The 16,740-nt window shown below is 72.9% G+C and carries 19 protein-coding genes and 1 pseudogene; 15 read left to right on the forward strand and 5 right to left on the reverse strand.

The features are described from left to right. Positions 1 to 61 precede the first annotated feature (61 nt). The 7 genes and pseudogenes from HB370_RS35720 (at position 62) to HB370_RS35750 (ending at position 3,082) form a co-directional block, all read left to right on the forward strand. Positions 62 to 265, forward strand: a complete 204-nt coding sequence (locus HB370_RS35720; protein ID WP_014676677.1) for an MbtH family NRPS accessory protein — start codon at positions 62 to 64, stop codon at positions 263 to 265. Between the two features lie 155 nt (positions 266 to 420). Continuing rightward, complete coding sequence (locus HB370_RS35725) at positions 421 to 942, forward strand: GNAT family N-acetyltransferase (RefSeq protein WP_030779983.1); 522 nt, start codon at positions 421 to 423, stop codon at positions 940 to 942. 136 nt (positions 943 to 1,078) lie between these two features. Beyond that, positions 1,079 to 1,618: a choice-of-anchor K domain-containing protein gene (locus HB370_RS35730; protein ID WP_030779981.1), complete on the forward strand. Its 540-nt coding sequence runs from the start codon at positions 1,079 to 1,081 to the stop codon at positions 1,616 to 1,618. 176 nt (positions 1,619 to 1,794) lie between these two features. Further along, positions 1,795 to 1,974, forward strand: a pseudogene (locus tag HB370_RS42180) (ATP-binding protein); the annotation flags it as partial. 81 nt (positions 1,975 to 2,055) lie between these two features. Beyond that, a complete protein-coding gene (locus HB370_RS35740) occupies positions 2,056 to 2,337 on the forward strand; it encodes a hypothetical protein (protein WP_030779979.1) in 282 nt (93 codons plus the stop codon). Positions 2,338 to 2,385: 48 nt separating this feature from the next. Then, positions 2,386 to 2,754, forward strand: coding sequence for a DUF6479 family protein (locus tag HB370_RS35745; protein WP_244405755.1), 369 nt, complete (start codon positions 2,386 to 2,388; stop codon positions 2,752 to 2,754). 151 nt (positions 2,755 to 2,905) lie between these two features. After that, complete coding sequence (locus tag HB370_RS35750) at positions 2,906 to 3,082, forward strand: hypothetical protein (protein WP_167345729.1); 177 nt, start codon at positions 2,906 to 2,908, stop codon at positions 3,080 to 3,082. A 29-nt stretch (positions 3,083 to 3,111) separates the two neighbouring features. Here HB370_RS35750 and HB370_RS35755 read toward each other — a convergent pair whose 3' ends face one another. After that, positions 3,112 to 3,696, reverse strand: a complete 585-nt coding sequence (locus tag HB370_RS35755; protein WP_030779973.1) for an isochorismatase family protein — start codon at positions 3,694 to 3,696, stop codon at positions 3,112 to 3,114. Between the two features lie 107 nt (positions 3,697 to 3,803). Further along, positions 3,804 to 4,241, reverse strand: a complete 438-nt coding sequence (locus HB370_RS35760; protein WP_030779970.1) for a MarR family transcriptional regulator — start codon at positions 4,239 to 4,241, stop codon at positions 3,804 to 3,806. A gap of 126 nt (positions 4,242 to 4,367) precedes the next feature. Here HB370_RS35760 and HB370_RS35765 point away from each other — a divergent pair, with 126 nt between their 5' ends. The 3 genes from HB370_RS35765 to HB370_RS35775 all read left to right on the forward strand — a co-directional run bounded on the left by HB370_RS35765 (position 4,368) and on the right by HB370_RS35775 (position 9,648). Further along, the gene (locus HB370_RS35765; RefSeq protein ID WP_030779967.1) at positions 4,368 to 7,412 is read left to right on the forward strand and encodes an FAD-binding and (Fe-S)-binding domain-containing protein; all 3,045 of its coding nucleotides are present in this window, start codon (positions 4,368 to 4,370) and stop codon (positions 7,410 to 7,412) included. 2 nt (positions 7,413 to 7,414) lie between these two features. Next, complete coding sequence (locus HB370_RS35770) at positions 7,415 to 8,524, forward strand: enolase C-terminal domain-like protein (protein ID WP_030779964.1); 1,110 nt, start codon at positions 7,415 to 7,417, stop codon at positions 8,522 to 8,524. Positions 8,525 to 8,637: 113 nt separating this feature from the next. After that, a complete protein-coding gene (locus HB370_RS35775; protein WP_078637459.1) occupies positions 8,638 to 9,648 on the forward strand; it encodes an SDR family oxidoreductase in 1,011 nt (336 codons plus the stop codon). A gap of 11 nt (positions 9,649 to 9,659) precedes the next feature. On the opposite strand, the gene sigJ is transcribed toward HB370_RS35775, so the two are convergent. After that, positions 9,660 to 10,586 carry an RNA polymerase sigma factor SigJ gene (gene sigJ / locus HB370_RS35780; protein WP_030779959.1) on the reverse strand — a complete coding sequence of 309 codons (927 nt, stop codon included), beginning with the start codon at positions 10,584 to 10,586 and terminating at the stop codon, positions 9,660 to 9,662. A gap of 190 nt (positions 10,587 to 10,776) precedes the next feature. Between sigJ and HB370_RS35785 the strand changes: the two genes are divergently transcribed. Both HB370_RS35785 and HB370_RS35790 read left to right on the forward strand, forming a co-directional pair. Continuing rightward, positions 10,777 to 11,925, forward strand: a complete 1,149-nt coding sequence (locus tag HB370_RS35785) for an amidohydrolase family protein (RefSeq protein ID WP_030779956.1) — start codon at positions 10,777 to 10,779, stop codon at positions 11,923 to 11,925. A gap of 45 nt (positions 11,926 to 11,970) precedes the next feature. After that, positions 11,971 to 12,459, forward strand: coding sequence for a cupin domain-containing protein (locus HB370_RS35790; RefSeq protein ID WP_030779953.1), 489 nt, complete (start codon positions 11,971 to 11,973; stop codon positions 12,457 to 12,459). Between the two features lie 95 nt (positions 12,460 to 12,554). Here the strand turns inward: HB370_RS35790 and HB370_RS35795 are convergent, their stop codons facing one another. Then, a complete protein-coding gene (locus tag HB370_RS35795; protein WP_030779950.1) occupies positions 12,555 to 13,124 on the reverse strand; it encodes a PadR family transcriptional regulator in 570 nt (189 codons plus the stop codon). 57 nt (positions 13,125 to 13,181) lie between these two features. Here HB370_RS35795 and HB370_RS35800 point away from each other — a divergent pair, with 57 nt between their 5' ends. Further along, on the forward strand, positions 13,182 to 13,652 hold the full coding sequence (locus HB370_RS35800) for a nuclear transport factor 2 family protein (RefSeq protein WP_051815536.1): 471 nt from the start codon (positions 13,182 to 13,184) through the stop codon (positions 13,650 to 13,652). A gap of 74 nt (positions 13,653 to 13,726) precedes the next feature. Here the strand turns inward: HB370_RS35800 and HB370_RS35805 are convergent, their stop codons facing one another. Then, entirely contained in the window at positions 13,727 to 15,271 is a 1,545-nt protein-coding gene (locus HB370_RS35805) for a pectate lyase (protein ID WP_030779942.1), read from the reverse strand. A gap of 308 nt (positions 15,272 to 15,579) precedes the next feature. Here HB370_RS35805 and HB370_RS35810 point away from each other — a divergent pair, with 308 nt between their 5' ends. Together HB370_RS35810 and HB370_RS35815 are read left to right on the forward strand one after the other, a co-directional pair. After that, positions 15,580 to 16,095 (forward strand): metallophosphoesterase, encoded by a 516-nt coding sequence (locus tag HB370_RS35810; protein WP_030779940.1) that lies wholly within the window; start codon positions 15,580 to 15,582, stop codon positions 16,093 to 16,095. Positions 16,096 to 16,105: 10 nt separating this feature from the next. After that, positions 16,106 to 16,735: a GNAT family N-acetyltransferase gene (locus HB370_RS35815; protein ID WP_051815534.1), complete on the forward strand. Its 630-nt coding sequence runs from the start codon at positions 16,106 to 16,108 to the stop codon at positions 16,733 to 16,735. Positions 16,736 to 16,740 lie beyond the last annotated feature (5 nt).

A 16,740-nucleotide genomic window follows, 5' to 3' on the forward strand; every position in this document is an offset into this window, starting at 1 on the left:
ACCCACCCGTCCCCGACCACCGCACGCCCACCCGGACACCGGACGACCAAAGGAAGACGACATGGACGAGAACACCCGCTACCAGGTGCTGCGCAACGACGAGGAGCAGTACTCCCTGTGGCCCGTCGACATCGAGGTGCCCGCCGGCTGGCAGCCCGTCGGCAAGGAGGGCACCGAGGCCGAGTGCTCCGCCTACGTCGACGAGGTCTGGACCGACATGCGGCCCAAGAGCCTGCGCGAGCGCATGGAGAACGCCGGCGCCTGACCGCCGCACCGCCACGGACCCGCCGGGCCGGCCACCTGCCGGCCCGGCACGGTCACCCCCCCCACACGCACCAACCGCCCCACACGTACAAGCCGCGTACCGGCGCCCCACCGCCCTCGGTCCCGCCGCACCGCATCACTCCCGAGGAGCCCGCCATGACACCCGAGACCCCCGTCCTGCGCACCGAACGCCTGGACTTCCTCCCCTACCGGCCCGAACACGAGGACGTCTTCGTCGCCCTGCTGCGCGACGAGGAGGTGTGCCGCTGGATGGGACAGGACCTCGTGCCCGAACCGCAGATCCGCGAGCTGTTCCGGGCCATCCTCACCGACGTCTACCCCCAGCGCCGGTTCGACGTGTGGGGCCTGTGGCTGGACGGCCGCTACGTCGGCCACGCCGAGGTCAAGCCGACCGGCAACGTCGACGGCCACGAACTCGTCACCGCGCTCGTCCCCGCGTACTGGGGGCGCGGCCTGGGCGGGGAGGTGGTGCGCGGTCTGCTCCGGCACGCCGCCGACAACCTGGGACTCACCGAGGCGTACGGCATGGTGGGCGCCGGGAACACCGCCAGCCTGGCCCTGTGCCGCCGCCTGGGCTTCCGCCACGTCCGGGACGTCGTCGGCGACGACGGCTCGGTCACCAAGCTGCTCGTCATCCCCACCAAGGACCCGGGGTGAGCTGTGGTTTGTCCTGTTTTCTCGTTTCATCACCCCGGTCTTCGTCTCATAGAGTGGCGTCGACCTGTTCCCGGAAACCCGGGAGCAAAACGGCAGGATATTTTTCTGCGCAGCCCAGGGAAAGGGGAATCCCGCAGTGGGGCTCATCAAGACCACCGGCACGTTCACGGGGGCCAGTGTGAACCTTCCGGGTCTCACGGGCGTCAACACCAGTCAGATCAGGTGGGGGCAGCCGGCCACGCCCGGCGGCGCTCTGAGTGGCTATGACTTCCTGGACTATGAAATGGAGGCGAACCTGGGTGGCCGGGAATTCCCGATAGGCGAGTTCACGCACCACAACTACCCGATCTTCCTTTCGGGGCAGTCGCAGTTCTGGGTGTACCTCGCGATCCGGGTGCACTTCGAGAACGGGAATTTCAACCACGACTTCACGGTCAATTTGCGTCACGACGAGACGCCCAACCAGGGTTCGCACCCGAACGACACCGTCCAATGGGAAGCGATCCACGAGCCCGAAACGGTGTTCATCGACGGAAACAAGTACAGCGTGGAGATCACCGGCTTCAGGAAGCCGGGGCAAAAGGAGTCGAAGCCCAACTTCGACGTTCCCGAGGGCAGCCAGGACACCGCGTACCTCTACGCGAGGTTCCAGCGGGAGGCCCCGCAGACGTCCTGACCCAAGAGCGGGAGCCGTACCCGACCGCACGTCTCCGCCCGGGCCGTTCCCGGTGAACCGGGCGGAACCGGCCCGAGCGGCCGGGCGGGAAGCGACGGCCGCCGGGGCCCGCGCACAGGGGCTGCGCGGGCCGCCGACCCCGGCCACCTGGGCCTGTTCGCCGACGCCCTGCTCACCGGCTGCGGCTCGCCGTCACCGACTGCTCCCCGCGCAGCCCCGTCAAACCCGCCGGCATCGGCTGGGAGGCCACCGGCGGCCGGGGGATCCTGCTGGTGGAGGCCGTGTCGGCGGCCTGGGGCACGGTGCCGGTCAGCGGCGGCAAACAGGTGTGGGCGGAGCTGGTGACCGGCGGCTGACCCGCCACTCGGGTGCGGGTGCGGCCACTTCCGGCAGGTCGCTCTGGGCGAGAGCGCCGAAGCTGCCTAAGGTCGGTTGGCGTGTCGCACACCTTCGAAGAACTGGTCGCCAAGCAGCGCGCGGCCGACGCCGCCCAGACCCAGGTCCAGGAACTGCGGGAGGCCTACGGGCCGCCGGCCGAGCAGCGGCTGACCGGCGTCCAGGCGGGCACCTACGAGACCGCCCTGCGCGCCTGGCGTGACCTCGCCCGCGATGTGCAGACGGCGGTGAGCGAGTACGCCCGGGAGACGGGCCGGCCCCGGGCCGAGGTCGAGGCGGAGGTGGAACGCGCGGCGGCCGGCGATCAGGACGGAGCGCCGTAGGGCCGCCGGACCAGGCATCCGCCGCCCGGCCCCGGGTACCCGGCGCCCATGAACACTGCCATGTACCAAGCGGCCACGGGCGCGCAGGCTTTCGGATACGTCCTGATCCTGATCGCCGGAGTGGCCCTCGTCGCGGGAATCATCTGGGCCTTCCGGCTGGGTGCCAAGGTGCGTGACCGGGAGCCCGCGCCGCCGCGCCCGGAGGAGCAGCCCAAGATGCCGCCGGGCGGGCCGGTGCACGAGACCCGCGAGGTCCGGGAGCCCGACGAGGTGCCCCGGGCCGCCGACGAGAGCGAACGCCTCACCCCGCACCAGCTCGGCAACGTCGGCACCAAGCGTGCCGCCGACCAGAGCCGTCCCCGCTGGACGCCGGGGTCGAGCGGGTCCTTCGGCGGTGGCGGGGGCGGCCGTACCTGAGCGGCACGCGCCTCCTGGGCGGGATGCGCCCGCGTGCGCGCGGGCGGCCGCGCCGGGGGCCCGGGGCCGGACACGGATCGCTCCGCCGGGCCCGCGACGGTCCCGGCGACGGCTCCCGCCACGGGCGGGAACCGGAAGGACGAGGAACGACATGACCGCGCACGCGGACACGCGACCGGCCCTGCCCTGGGCGGAGACCGGCTGGGCCCAGGCCCGCCGGCGCCGGGACCGGGGAGTGCGCACCTGCCTCCCCGCGGTCCTGGACGGCACCTCCAGGCGGCGGCCGGACCCGGACACCGGTGGCACCATCGTGCGCGGCGAGGACTGACGGCCCCCTGTCCCGTGAGCGACCGCAGGTCAGCCGCGGGTCTTGGCCAGCAGCTCCACTATCTCGGCGGTGGTGCCGGTCTCACCGAGCCGCGGGAAGATCCGCTGCACGCTGTTGGCGTGCGCCTCCCCGTCGGCGTCGGCCATGGCGTCCGTGGCGAGGGTGACGTGATAGCCGTGCGCGTAGGCGTCGCGCGCGGTGGACTCCACGCCGATGCTGGTCGCGATGCCGGTCAGCACGATCTGCGTGATGCCCCGGCGGCGCAGCTGGACGTCCAGGTCGGTGCCGTGGAAGGCGCTCCAGTTGTGCTTGGTGACACGGATGTCGCCGGGGTGGCCGGACAGCTCGTCCACGACGACGTCCCAGCCCTCGGCGAGGGCGAGCCCGCGCGCCTGGCGTTCGGTGCGGCCGGGCACGGCGTCCGCGCCGTCGGCGGCGAAGGAGACCCGGACCAGGACCACGGGCAGTGCGTGCGAGCGGAAGGCGTCGGCGAGTTCCGCGGTGCGGGAGACCACCTCGGGGCCCGGGCGGGGCTGGGTGGGCATGGCCACGATGCCGTTCTGCAGGTCGATCGCGACGAGGGCGGTACGGGGGTCGAGCGTGGTGAGCGACATGCGTGGGTCACGCCTTTCGGGTGTTTCGCAGGGGAGCCGGCCGAGGAAACGGCCGGAGGGGCAGCGCGTGACCGCAGGAGGTGCCGGTCCGTGCCGTACGCCCCGGGTCACGGCGCGGACAGCCGCTCCAGCAGCTCCAGCGCGGCGAGGACGGTCCGCCGCTCCTCTTCGCTGTAGCGGTCCTGGAAGGCGCGGGCCAGCCATTCCTCGCGCAGCTGCCGGTTGCCCTCGACGCGGGCCCGGCCGGTGTCGGTCAGGGTGACCAGCTGGCGGCGGCCGTCGTCGGGGTCGGGGGCGCGGCGGATCAGCCCGTGCCGCTCCAGCGCGGCCAGCGTGACGGCCATGGACTGCGGGCGCACGCCCTCGGCGGCGGCGAGCGCGCTGGCCGTGGCCGCACCGTGCTTGCCGACCAGGGTGAGCGCCGACTCCTGCGAGGGACTGAGGTCGGTGTCCTGCGCGACCTCGCGGATGCGGCGCCGCAGCCTGCTGAAGACCACGCGCAGATCGCGCGCGGCGTCGGCGGCGGAGTCGGAGATGTCGGCCATGCGCGCCAGGCTATGACCGACAGCCGTGACTGTCCAGTTGAGACTGTTCAGTTTTGGCTGGCTTTTTGCCGGGGTACTCGCCGGACCTCGGACAGGCCAGCACGTCGGTGAACCCAAGGAGCGCAGATGACCCCTGCGGACAGGTCCGGCCTGGAGGCGGCCCTCCACGCCGAGGTGGACGGCGAAGTCCGCTTCGACGCGGGCAGCCGCGGAGCCTACGCCACGGACGGTTCCAACTACCGGCAGCCCCCGATCGGCGTCGTCGTGCCCCGCACCGTGGAGGCGGGCGCCCGCGCGGTGTCGGTGTGCGCGCGCTTCGACGCGCCCGTCCTCTCCCGGGGCGGCGGCACCAGCCTCGCCGGACAGTCGACCAACACCGCCGTGGTGATCGACTGGAGCAAGTACTGCACCGGCGTGCTCTCCGTCGACCCCGAACGACGCACCTGCGTGGTGGAACCCGGCATCGTCCTGGACGAACTCAACCGGCAACTCGCCCGCCACAAGCTCCAGTTCGGCCCCAAGCCGTCCACCCACAGCCACTGCGCGCTCGGCGGCATGATCGGCAACAACTCCTGCGGCGCCTCCGCCCAGGCCTACGGCAAGACCGTCGACAACGTCCGCCGGCTGGAGATCCTCACCTACGACGGACAGCGCGCCTGGGTCGGCCCCACCCCGCCCGACGAGCGGGAGCGGATCATCGCCGGCGGCGGCCGGCTCGCCGGGATCTACGCCGGCCTGGACCGCATCGCCACCGAGTACCTCGCCGACATCCGCCGCGGCTACCCGAAGATCCCGCGCCGCGTCTCCGGCTACAACCTGGACTCCCTGCTGCCCGAGAACGGCTTCGACGTGGCCAAGGCGCTCGTCGGCAGCGAGGGCACCCTGGTGACCGTCCTGCGGGCCGAACTCGACCTCGTGCCCGTGCCCGCGTACCAGTCGCTGCTCGTCCTCGGCTACGACGACATCTGCGCCGCCGCCGACGACGTGCCCCGCCTGCTTCAGCACTGCAATCCCACCCAACTGGAGGCCCTGGACGACCGGATGGCCCAGCTGATGCGCGAGGAGGGCGCCTACCTGGACTCGCTCGCCGTGCTGCCCGAGGGCGACAGCTGGCTGATGGTGCAGTACAGCGGCGACAGCCAGGAGGACGTCGACGAACAGGCGCACGCGCTGCTGCACGCCCTCGGCCGCGACGAGAAGGACCGGAACGTCGCCTTCTCCGACGACCCAGAACGCGAGCAGAGGATGCTCAAGGCCCGCGAGGCCGGGCTCGGCGTGACCGCCCGCCCGCCGGACGACCGGGAGACCTGGGAGGGCTGGGAGGACTCCGCCGTACCGCCCGAACGGCTCGGTGACTACCTGCGCGACCTGAAGGGCCTGTTCGCCGAGTTCGACTACGGTCACCCGTCCCTGTACGGCCACTTCGGGCAGGGCTGTGTGCACACCCGCATCCCCTTCGACCTGCGCACCGCCGAAGGCGTGGCCGTCTTCCGGCGGTTCACGGAGCGCGCCGCCGACCTCGTCGCCTCCTATGGCGGCTCCCTGTCCGGCGAACACGGGGACGGCCAGTCCCGGGGCGAACTGCTCACCCGGATGTTCGGCGAACGGCTCATGACCGCGTTCGGCGAGCTGAAGGCGCTCTTCGACCCCGGCAACCGGATGAACCCCGGCAAGGTCGTCCACCCGAACCCGGTCGACGGACAACTGCGGCTCGGCCCCGCCTGGCGGCCCGCCACCCCGGCCACCCACTTCGGCTTCCCCGAGGACGAACACTCCTTCAAGCGCGCGGTGATGCGCTGCGTAGGCATCGGCAACTGCCGAGGCCACACCGGCGGCGTCATGTGCCCCTCCTACCGGGCCACCATGGAGGAGGAGCACTCCACCCGCGGCCGGGCCCGGCTGCTGTTCGAGATGCTCGGCGGGCACCCGGACTCCGTGATCGAGGACGGCTGGCGCTCCACCGCCGTCCACGACGCGCTCGACCTCTGTCTGGCCTGCAAGGGCTGCAAGTCGGACTGCCCGACCGGCGTCGACATGGCCACCCTCAAGGCCGAGTTCCTCTCCCACCACTACGCGGGCCGCAAACGCCCCATGGCCCACTACTCCATGGGCTGGCTCCCGCTGTGGGCCCGGCTCAGCCGCACCGCGCCCCGGCTGGTGAACTCCGCGCTGCACGCGCCCGGCCTGGCCGGCCTCGGCAAGCGGCTCGCCGGCGTCGATCCCGCCCGCGCGGCACCGGTGTTCGCGGAGGAGTCCTTCGTCCAGTGGTGGCGCTCCCGCGACCGGCCGGAACCGGACCCGGCCGACCCGCGCACGGTCGTCCTGTGGCCGGACACCTTCAGCACCTACTTCCACCCCGCCATCGCCCGGTCCGCCGTCCGCGTCCTGGAGGACGCCGGCTTCCACGTCGCCGTCCCCACCGAACCGGTGTGCTGCGGACTGACCTGGATCTCCACCGGCCAGCTCGCCACCGCCAAAAAGGTGCTGACCCGGACCCTCGGTGTGCTGCGGCCCTATCTGGAGGCCGGTACACCCGTCATCGGCCTGGAACCCTCCTGCACGGCCGTCTTCCGCGCCGACGCCCCGGAGCTGATGCCCGGCGACCAGGACGTCCAGCGGCTGGCCGGGCAGGTGCGCACCTTCGCCGAACACCTCGTCCACCACGCCCCCGACGACTGGCAGCCGCCGCGACTGGCCCGGCAGGCCACCGTGCAGACCCACTGCCACCAGCACGCCGTCATGAAGTCCGACGCCGACCGCGAACTGATGCGCCGCGCCCACCTCGACGCCGAGGTGCTCGACGAGGGCTGCTGCGGCCTGGCCGGCAACTTCGGCTTCGAGCGCGGCCATCACGAGGTGTCCATGGCCGTCGGCGAACTGGGCGTCCTGCCCGCCGTACGCGCCGCCGCCCCGGACAGCCTGGTCATCGCCGACGGCTTCAGCTGCCGCACCCAGATCGAACAGGGCGCGACCGGCCGCCGCGCGCTGCACCTCGCCGAGGCCCTGGCGTTCGCCCTCGACGGCAACCTGCCCAGCGACCGGCCCGAACGGCTGGCCGTCCGCCCCGCCGAGCCGTCCCGTACGGCAGGCTGGGCGACCGCAGCCCTGGTGGCCGCCCTCGCCGCGGGCACCGCCGCCGCGGTGAGCGGACTGCGCCGGCCCGGGAGGTGAGCATGAGCGACCAGCCGGCCGTCGACGCGGTCGACACCGCCGTCTATACCGTGCCCACCGACGCCCCCGAGGCGGACGGCACCCTCGCCTGGGACAAGACGACCCTCGTCCTGGTCACCGCCCGCTCCGGCACCACCACCGGGCTCGGTTACACCTACGCGCCCGCCGCCACCGCCCACCTCGTCCGCGAACTGCTCGCCGGCACCGTCACCGGCCTGTGCGCGTACGACGTGCCGCGCGCCAACGAACTGATGTGCCGGGCCGTGCGCAACGCCGGACTGCCCGGCCTCGCCGCCCAGGCGATCGCCGCCGCCGACATCGCCCTGTGGGACCTCAAGGCCCGCCTGCTCGGCCTGCCCCTCGTCCACCTGCTGGGCGCCGCCCGCACCGAGGTGCCGGTCTACGGCAGCGGCGGCTTCACCACCTACGACGCCGGCCGGCAGGAACGCCAACTGCGCGGCTGGGCCGAGGACCAGGGCATCCCCCGCGTCAAGATCAAGATCGGCGAGTCGTGGGGCACCCGGCAGGACCGCGACCTGGAACGCGTCACCCGCGCACGGGCGGCCATCGGCGACACGGCCGAGCTGTACGTGGACGCCAACGGCGGCTACACCGGCGGCCAGGCGCTACGGGTCGCGGCGGCGCTCGCCGACCAGGGCGTCACCTGGTTCGAGGAACCCGTCTCCTCCGACCACCTCACCGTCCTCGCCGGCCTCCGCGACCGGATCCCGCTCGACGTCGCCGCCGGCGAATACGGCTACACCCTGCCGTACTTCGAGCACATGCTGGCCGCCGGAGCCGTCGACTGCCTCCAGGCCGACGTCACCCGGTGCGGCGGCATCACCGTCTGGCTGCGCGCCGCCGCGCTCGCCCACGCGCGCGGGATCGACATCTCCGGACACTGCGCGCCGCACGCCCACGCCCACGCTGCCGCCGCCGTGCCCAACCTCCGCCATCTGGAGTGGTTCCACGACCACGTCCGCATCGAACGCCTGCTGTTCGACGGCGTCCTCGACCCGGCCGGCGGCGGCGTCACCCCGGGCGCCGACGGGACGCCCGGGCTCGGCCTCACGCTCGCCGAAGAGAGGGCGGCGCCGTACCGGACGGAGTGAGACGGAGGCGCAGGACACCACGCCGTACACCGCTGCCGTACCTCGCGCTGTACACCGAGCCGGACATCGAGCCGGACACGTACCGGACATCGTGCTGGAAGAGGAGAAAGACCATGCCCCCCACCGTCGTCATCACCGGCGCCAGCGCCGGCATCGGCCGCGCCACCGCCCGCCTGTACGCCCGGCGCGGCGCCGACGTCGTCCTGGTCGCGCGCGGCGAGGGCGGCCTCCAGGCGGCGGCCGACGAGGTCGCGGCGCTCGGTGGACGGCCCCTGGTCCACGTCGCCGACGCGGCCGACCCGGCCCAGCTGGAGGCGGCGGCCGACGCGGCGGAGCAGGCGTTCGGACCGGTCGACGTCTGGATCAACTGCGCGTTCGCCACGGTGTTCGCGCCGTTCGAGGAGATCACCGCCGAGGAGTTCAAACGGGTCACCGAGGTCACCTACCTCGGCTTCGTCAACGGCACCCGCACCGCCCTGAAGCGCATGCTGCCCCGCGACCGGGGCACGATCGTGCAGGTCGGCTCCGCGCTCGGGGAACGGTCCATCCCGCTCCAGTCGGCGTACTGCGGGGCCAAGCACGCCATCAACGGCTTCACCTCCTCCGTGCGCACCGAACTGCTGCACCGCCGCAGCGGCGTGCGCATCACCGTCGCCCAGATGCCCGCCGTCAACACCCCGCAGTTCGAGTGGGTCCGCTCCCGGCTGGCCAAGCACCCCATGCCGGTCCCGCCGATCTACCAGCCCGAGGTGGCCGCCCGGGGCGTGCTGTACGCGGCCGACCACCCGCGCCGCAAGCAGTACTACGTCGGCGCCTCCACCGTCGCCACCATCTGGGCCAACCGGCTCGTCCCGGCGCTGCTCGACCGCTATCTGGCCCGCACCGGCTTCGACTCCCAGCAGACCGACAGCGTCCCGCCGGCCCACCTGGACAACCTCTTCGAACCGGTCGACCGCACACCGGCCGACGACCAGGGCGCGCACGGCGCCTTCGACGACAGCGCGCACGGCCGCTCCTGGCAGGAGACCCTGCTCCGGCACCCCGCGGCCACCGCCCTCGGCGCCGGCGCCGCCCTGCTCGGCACCACGCGTGGCCTGCGCCGCCTGACCGGGCGGGCCGCCTAGGACGAAGGCCCTCACGCCCGGGGAGCGGGGATGCCGGCGAGCTTGTCGGGGTTGGTGACCGAGAAGACGCCGGCGATGTGCTCGCCGTCCGGGGCGAGGTCCACCACCAGGACGGCGAGCGGGCTCCCGCCGGAGAAGACGAGGGCGCCCGGGTCACCGGCCAGCAACCGGTACCGTACGTCCACGCCTTCGGGCGGCAGGGCACGGGCGACCGCCGTGAACACGGCGGCGACCCGGTCGCGGCCGTGCACCGGCCGGAGGCTGACCGCCGGGCCCTTGCCGCCGCCGTCGGTCCACAGCGTCACGTCGGGTGCGAGGACTTCGAGGAGCGCTCGCAGGTCCCCGCCCAGGGCGGCTTCGGCGAAGCGTTCGGTGACCCGGGCGTGCTGTTCCCGCGGGGGCCGGTGACGCGGGCGGCGGGCCTGGACGTGACGGCGGGCGCGGGTGGCGAGCTGGCGCACCGCGGTGGGCGAGCGGTCCAGGATCCGCGCGATCTCCGGGTGGGCGAAGCCGAACACCTCGTGCAGCACGAACACGGCGCGCTCCAACGGCGACAGCGTCTCGAGAACGACGAGGACGGCCATCGACAGCGCCTCGGCGCGTTCGGCGCCGTCGGACGCGTCGTCCTGCGCGACCAGCAGCGGCTCGGGCAGCCAGGGACCCACATATGTCTCCCGGCGGCGGCTCAGACGGGCGCGGCGGGCGAGGGCCTGGTTGACCGCGACACGGGTGAGGTAGGCGCGGGCGTTGTCGACGGGTTCGGCGCCGGGGCCGCGGTGGCGGGCGGCCCAGGCCAGCCACACCTCCTGGAGCGTGTCCTCGGTGTCGGCGACGCTGCCCAGCATGTTGTAGACCACCGAGAACAGCAGTTCGCGGTGGTCGAGGAACTGCTCGGTGACGGTGTCTTCGGCCGGACACCCCGGCGGTGTGGGGGTCATCTGCTCCTCCTGTGCCCCGGACTGTGTTCCGACCGAAGAGGTCCGTCGCGTCGCGAGTGTGACACGCGGGCGGCCGGGTGTGAGCCACACCACGGTCACGGCCGCCGATGTCACAGCGGCCGACGGGAGTCCGCTCTGTGGTGCCGTCGGGGAGGAAGGGCCTCCGCGACGTCCAGAGGGAGGCTTCACCATGCGTACGCGAATCCGCGGCGCCCGGCTGTTCGACGGCGCACACCTCCGGGGGATCACCGATGTGGTCGTGGAGGACGGGATCGTCGCCGCGGTCGGCACCGAGGCGGGCGGCCGGGCCGACGCCGAGGTCGACGGGCGGGGCGGGACACTGCTGCCGGGGCTGATCGACGCGCACACCCATGTGTTCGACGGCAGTCTCGCCGAGGCCCTGCGGTACGGGGTCACCACCGAGATCGACATGTTCTGCCTGCCGCGCCCACTGGCCCGGCACCGGCGGCTCGCGGCCGACCGGGACGACGTGGCCGACCTGCGCAGCGCGGGCACGATCGCGACCGCGCCGGGCGGACACCCGACGCAGCTGATCGCGGCGCTGACCGGCTCGGTGCTCGACCCGGGCGACGTGACGGAGATCGACACCGTCACCGGCCCGGCGCGGGCCCCGGCGTTCGTCGAGGCCCGGATCGCCGAGGGCGCCGACTTCCTGAAGATCGTCATCGACGACGGCACGGTGCACGGCACCGACCTGCCCGCCATGACTCCCGAGACAGCCGCCGCCCTCACCGCGGCGGCGCACGACGCCGGACTGCGGGTCGTCGCCCACGCGATCACCGCCGCCGAGGCGGCCGTCGCGCTGGACGCGGGCGTCGACGGCCTCGCCCATGTGTGGGCCGATGTCCCGCCCGAGGACCCGGCGTCCCGCCGGCTCGCCCGGCGCGTGCGCGAGCAGGGCGTGTTCGTCGTGACCACGCTCGCCTACTTCGAAGCGATCGACGTACGGCAGCCCGGCACCGCGGGCTGCGCGCACCCGGGCCACTACGCCAACGCCGTCGGCGCGCTGCGGGCCCTGCACCGGGCCGGTGTCCCGCTGCTCGCCGGAACCGACGCCACCCCCTTCGCGCCGGCTCACGGCGCGGGCCTGCACCGCGAGCTGGCCCTGCTCACCGGGGCGGGCGGCCTGCGTGCCGAAGAGGCGCTGGCCGCGGCCACGAGCGCGGTGGCGGACCGGTTCGGCCTGGGCGACCGGGGCCGCGTCGCGCCGGGTCTGCGCGCGGACCTGCTCCTTGTCGACGGCGACCCGACGCGGGACGTGTCGGCCCTGGAAAACGTGACCGCCGTCTGGCGGCGCGGTGTCCGGCAGCCCCGCTGAATCCCCCGGCAACTCCTGATTCCCGAGGATAGGAACGAACACCTCATGGCGTACGACCGTTTCCTGCTGCTGGATACCGGCGAGGCACGGCCGGGCCGCGTGCCGCTGCCGCCCGCCTATGCCGTCAAGGCCACGACCGCCGACACCGAAGGCCGCTTCTCGCTGCTCGAAGTCGTCCTCGACCGCCCGGTTCCCCGCCACACCCACCACCTCGCGGACGAGAGCGTCTACGTGCTGGAGGGCGAGTTGCTGGTGACCATCGGGGACCGCACCCACACGCTCGGCCCGGGCGGGTTCACGCTGCTGCCCCGCGGCATACCCCACGCCCTGAGTCCCGGCGCGGGCGGCCCGCCGCGCGTGCTGCAGATCTCGTCACCGGGCGGCTGGGAGTGCTTCGTCGAGGACATGGTCGAGGCGGGCCCCCGCCTCATGGCCGACGGCCGGCTCGACCCGGCCCGGCTGAACCGGATCGCCGGCCGGCACGGCATCACGTACGAGGAGGACGCACGGCAAGGGCCCGAGCCCCGGCCCTGACGGCGGGCCCGGAAGCCGGCGACAGGCCGAGCGGGACGACCCCGGGCGACCCGCTTCCGCGCGGGCCCGTCCGGGACGCGCGGCGGTACGTCACGTCAGTGCCGGGCACGGGCCCGCCGCCTCTCCCGCAGGACCGCGATGGTGCGTTCGCACCAGTCACGGTTGCCCTGTTCGAAGGCGAGGCCGCGCAGGCACGTCAGATAGGGGCCGACGCGGTCACCGTGGCGCAGGAACTCCTCCTCCGTACGGTCACCGCGCATGCCGCGCAGCAGCTTGCCGAAGAGCTCGATCTTGGCCTGGGCGAAGGCGGCGCGTTCGGAGAGCTGCGCGATCAGGGCCTCGGGGTCGACGTGGTCGGCGGCCTGGACCTTGACGAGCAGGTCGTCACGGATGAAGGAGGGCTTCGCGGAGGCGGCCGTGAACTCTCCCAGTTCCGCCAGTCCGGCCTCGGTCACCCGGAACAGGCGCTTGGTGGGCCGCGACTGCTGGAGCACCTCCCGGCCCGCGATCAGCCCGTCCTTCTCCAGCCGGGTCAGCTCGGCGTAGAGCTGCTGCGGCTGGGCGTACCAGAAGTTCGCCACGCCGAGGTCGAACGCCTTGGCCAGCTGGTAGCCGCTGAGTTCCCCGTCGAGCAGTGCCGCCAGCACGGCGTGCCGTAGCGCCATCGGGCCGTCTCCTTGCCTGCCTCTGTCGCGAATGCTCGGACCATGATAGTCATGAAAATGACTAGTCACATTCATGACTATGAGGGTGAGGAAGCCGTGACCACTGCCGACCGTTTCCGTGCTGCCGTGAACCGCCGTGACCTCGCGGCGCTGGACGACCTGTTCGCCGAGAACATCCGCTTCTACAGCCCGGTGAAGTTCACCCCCTTCGAGGGCAAGCCGATGGTGCGGGGCCTCTTCAAGGTCCTGCTGCGCACGTTCGAGGACTTCCGTTACCTCGGCCACTACACCGGCACCGCGCGGACCAGCGCCGACGACACGTCCGCCGCCTCCGCGGTGCTGCTCTTCCGGGCCACGGCGGGCGGCAGGGAGATCCACGGCATCGACCTGCTGCACTTCGACGACGACGGCCGGATCAAGGAGTTCACCGTCATGGTCCGCCCCCAGTCCGCCGTCCGCGCCCTCGGCGAAGCGGTCCTCGCGGGCCTGGTCGAGGACGGCCTCGTACCGGCGCCCGCCGGCCGGTAGCCGTACCCCCCGGCCGCCCCCGGACATCGGAGCGCTGTGGCGACCGGGGAGCCGGCGAACGCCGGTGCGCGCCCCTACCCGGCGTACGTCTCGAACTCGGCGACCTGCGGGGTGCCGCTCGCCCCGGTGATCTGGAAGGTGACCTTGGAGAGCGTGGTCCGGGGGAGGGAGATGACGCCCGCACCGCTGCCGGAGGTGAGCTGTGCCCCGGTGTCGCCGTTGAGGACGCGCCAGGAGCCGATGCGTCCCGCGGCCCCCGCCGTCTCCCGGATGTCGACTGAGGAGATGGCGGTGGGCGAGCCCCACTTGATGGAGATCGAGCCGGTCGTGCCGGCCGGTGACCAGTAGGTGTTCAGGTCACCGTCGCGCACGTTGCCGTAGCTGGTGCCGTCGGCCTTGCTGGAGCCGTCGGAGCCCGCCCCGATGCTGAGGTTGGTCCCGCCGGGCTGCGTCGGCGAGGGGGTCGGGGTCGGCGTGGGCGTGGGGGTCGGCGTAGGTGTCGGCGTCTGCGGTGTGCAGTTGCCGTCGGAGACGCGCAGCCCCTTGCCCGCGCCCGCCGTCTGGCTCACGATGGCCGGCACGCAACCGGCGGCGTCGAGCGTGTAGGCGTAGGGAATGGCGACGGTGGTGGTGGACTGCGGGTTCGGGCCGGCCGGGTGGTTGTCGGTGCCGGGGCTGGACCAGGTCACGTTGTCGAAGGTGTTGCCGGCGACCTGCCAGTAGCCGAGCTCGTCGGTGTAGAAGGTGCCCAGGACGTCCTTGGAGTCCTCGAAGTAGTTGTTCTCCACCCTGGCGCGGGCGCCGGCCCGGGAGTTGATCCCGGACTTGTTCAGGCGCACGTAGTGGTTGTCGTACATGTGGGCCGTGCCGCCGCGCAGCAGCGGAGCGCGCGAGTCGATGTTCTCGTACAGGTTGTGGTGGAACGTGATGTAGCTGTTCGAGAGGTCGCTCTCACTGGACCCGATGAGACCGCCCCGTCCCGAGTTGCGCAGGATGCTGTACGACAGGGTGACGTACTGGGTGCCGTCCTTCATGTCGAAGAGCCCGTCGAAGCCCTCGTCCTCCCCGCCCGAGGCCTCCAGCGTCGCGTGGTCGACCCAGACGTTGCGGACGTCGCTCTCCATGCCGATGGCGTCACCGCCGTTGGACGTGGGGGAGCCGGACTTCTTGACGTTCTTCACCGTCACGTTCTGGATGACGATGTTGCGGGACTCGCGGATGTGGATGCCCAGCTGGTCGAAGACGGCCCCGCTGCCGACCCCGACGATGGTCACGTTGCTGACCTGCTTCAGCTCGATGACTCCGTCGGCGGTGTTGCAGCTGCCGCCCGACACCTTGCTGGTGTTGGCGTGGTTGATGGTGCCCTCGACCTGGATGGTGATCGGGGTGCTGCTGCTCGCCCGGGAGCACAGGGCCGCGTGGATCGCGGTACCGGTGGTGGCCCGTACGGACTGCCCACCCGCGCCGCCGGTGGTCCCGCCGTTCTGTGTCGCGTATCCCGTCGCGCCTCCGACGGCGGCCGATGCCTGCTCGGGCGTCGCCACGACCATCCCGGTCGCGGCGGCCACACCCAGCGTGGCCAGGGCCGCATACAGTCGCCTGGCGACTGGTCGTCTCATCGTCGTCTCCCACTCGGTCGTTCGCCGCCGGACGCGGCTCGGATTCTGGTGGTGCCGTACTCAGCCGAACGCGGGAAAGCGCTTTCCGCGCCGCGAGAATAGGGTGACGTCTCGTTAACGGCAAGGTTTCGGACAGTTACGGAACCTGTCACTCCGAATGAGGGCGACCGACGCCGAGGGCATGGCAGAAACCGCTCACTGCCGGGAACGGCGGCTGACGCGGCCCGTTCGCCGACCCGGCGGCCGGGGCCGGTGTGGTGACCGTACGGTGCCGCCGGGGCGAGGGTGTGCGGCACTATGCTGACGACGTGCGCCTCCTGCTGATGTCCGACACCCACCTTCCCAAGCGGGCCAAGCGGCTGCCGGAGCAGCTGCTCGCCGAACTCCCGCACGCCGACGTCGTGTTCCACGCCGGGGACTGGGTCGACACCGCCACCCTGGACCTGCTGGAGAGCCACAGCCGCCGGCTGATCGGTGTGTACGGCAACAACGACGGCCCCGAGCTGCGCGCCCGGCTGCCCGAGGTGGCCCGTGCCGAACTGGGCGGCCTGCGCTTCGGCGTGGTCCACGAGACCGGCCCCGCCCAAGGCCGCGAGGCCCGGTGCGCGGCCCGCTTCCCGGACCTGGACGTGCTGGTCTTCGGGCACAGCCACATCCCCTGGGACACCACCGCCCCCGGCGGGCTGCGCCTGCTCAACCCCGGCTCCCCGACCGACCGCCGCAGCCGGCCCCACTGCACCTACCTCACCGCGACGGTGGCCGACGGAGCGCTCACGGACGTGACCCTGCACCGCCTGCCGAGGCCCGAGCGAGCGCCTGTGTGAGGATGCCGGAATGATCTCCAGCGACGGCATACCCGATGTCGTACCCGACGGTCGGGCGGACGCCGGCATCCCCGACGTCGTACCGGCGGGCCGCATGGCCGGCCGGGCGCAGCCCGTGCTGGCCCTGCCGGACGGCCTCCGGCTGCGGCCCTGGCGGCCCGAGGACGCCGAGGCGCTGCTCGCCGCCGGGCAGGACGCCGACATCCGGCGGTGGAACCTGTTCACCGTGGCCGACGCCGCGCAGGCCCGCGCCCGGATCGCCCGTATGCACGAGCGGTGGCGGGCCGAGACCGGCGCGGTGTGGGCCCTCGCCCGGCCGGACGGCCCGGCGGCCGGACTCGCCGGGCTCAACGACGTGGACCTGGCGGGCGGCGGCGCCGAACTCGTCTACTGGCTGCTGCCCGAGGCCCGCGGCGCCGGGCTCGCCGTCGCGGCGGTCCGCCGGCTCACCCGGTGGGCCCTGGACGACCTGGGCCTGCACCGCCTGCGCCTGTGCCACTCCACGGCCAACCCCGCGTCCTGCCGGGTCGCGGAGCGCGCCGGTTTCCGCTACGAGGGCACCCAGCGCAGCGCCCTTCTGCACGCCGACGGCTGGCACGACCAGCACCTGCACGCGAGGGTGGCCGGGGACCCCGGGTAGCGGCC

The sequence above is a fragment of the Streptomyces sp. DSM 40868 genome (assembly GCF_011820545.1).
In the GTDB taxonomy this organism is placed as follows: domain Bacteria; phylum Actinomycetota; class Actinomycetes; order Streptomycetales; family Streptomycetaceae; genus Streptomyces; species Streptomyces eurythermus.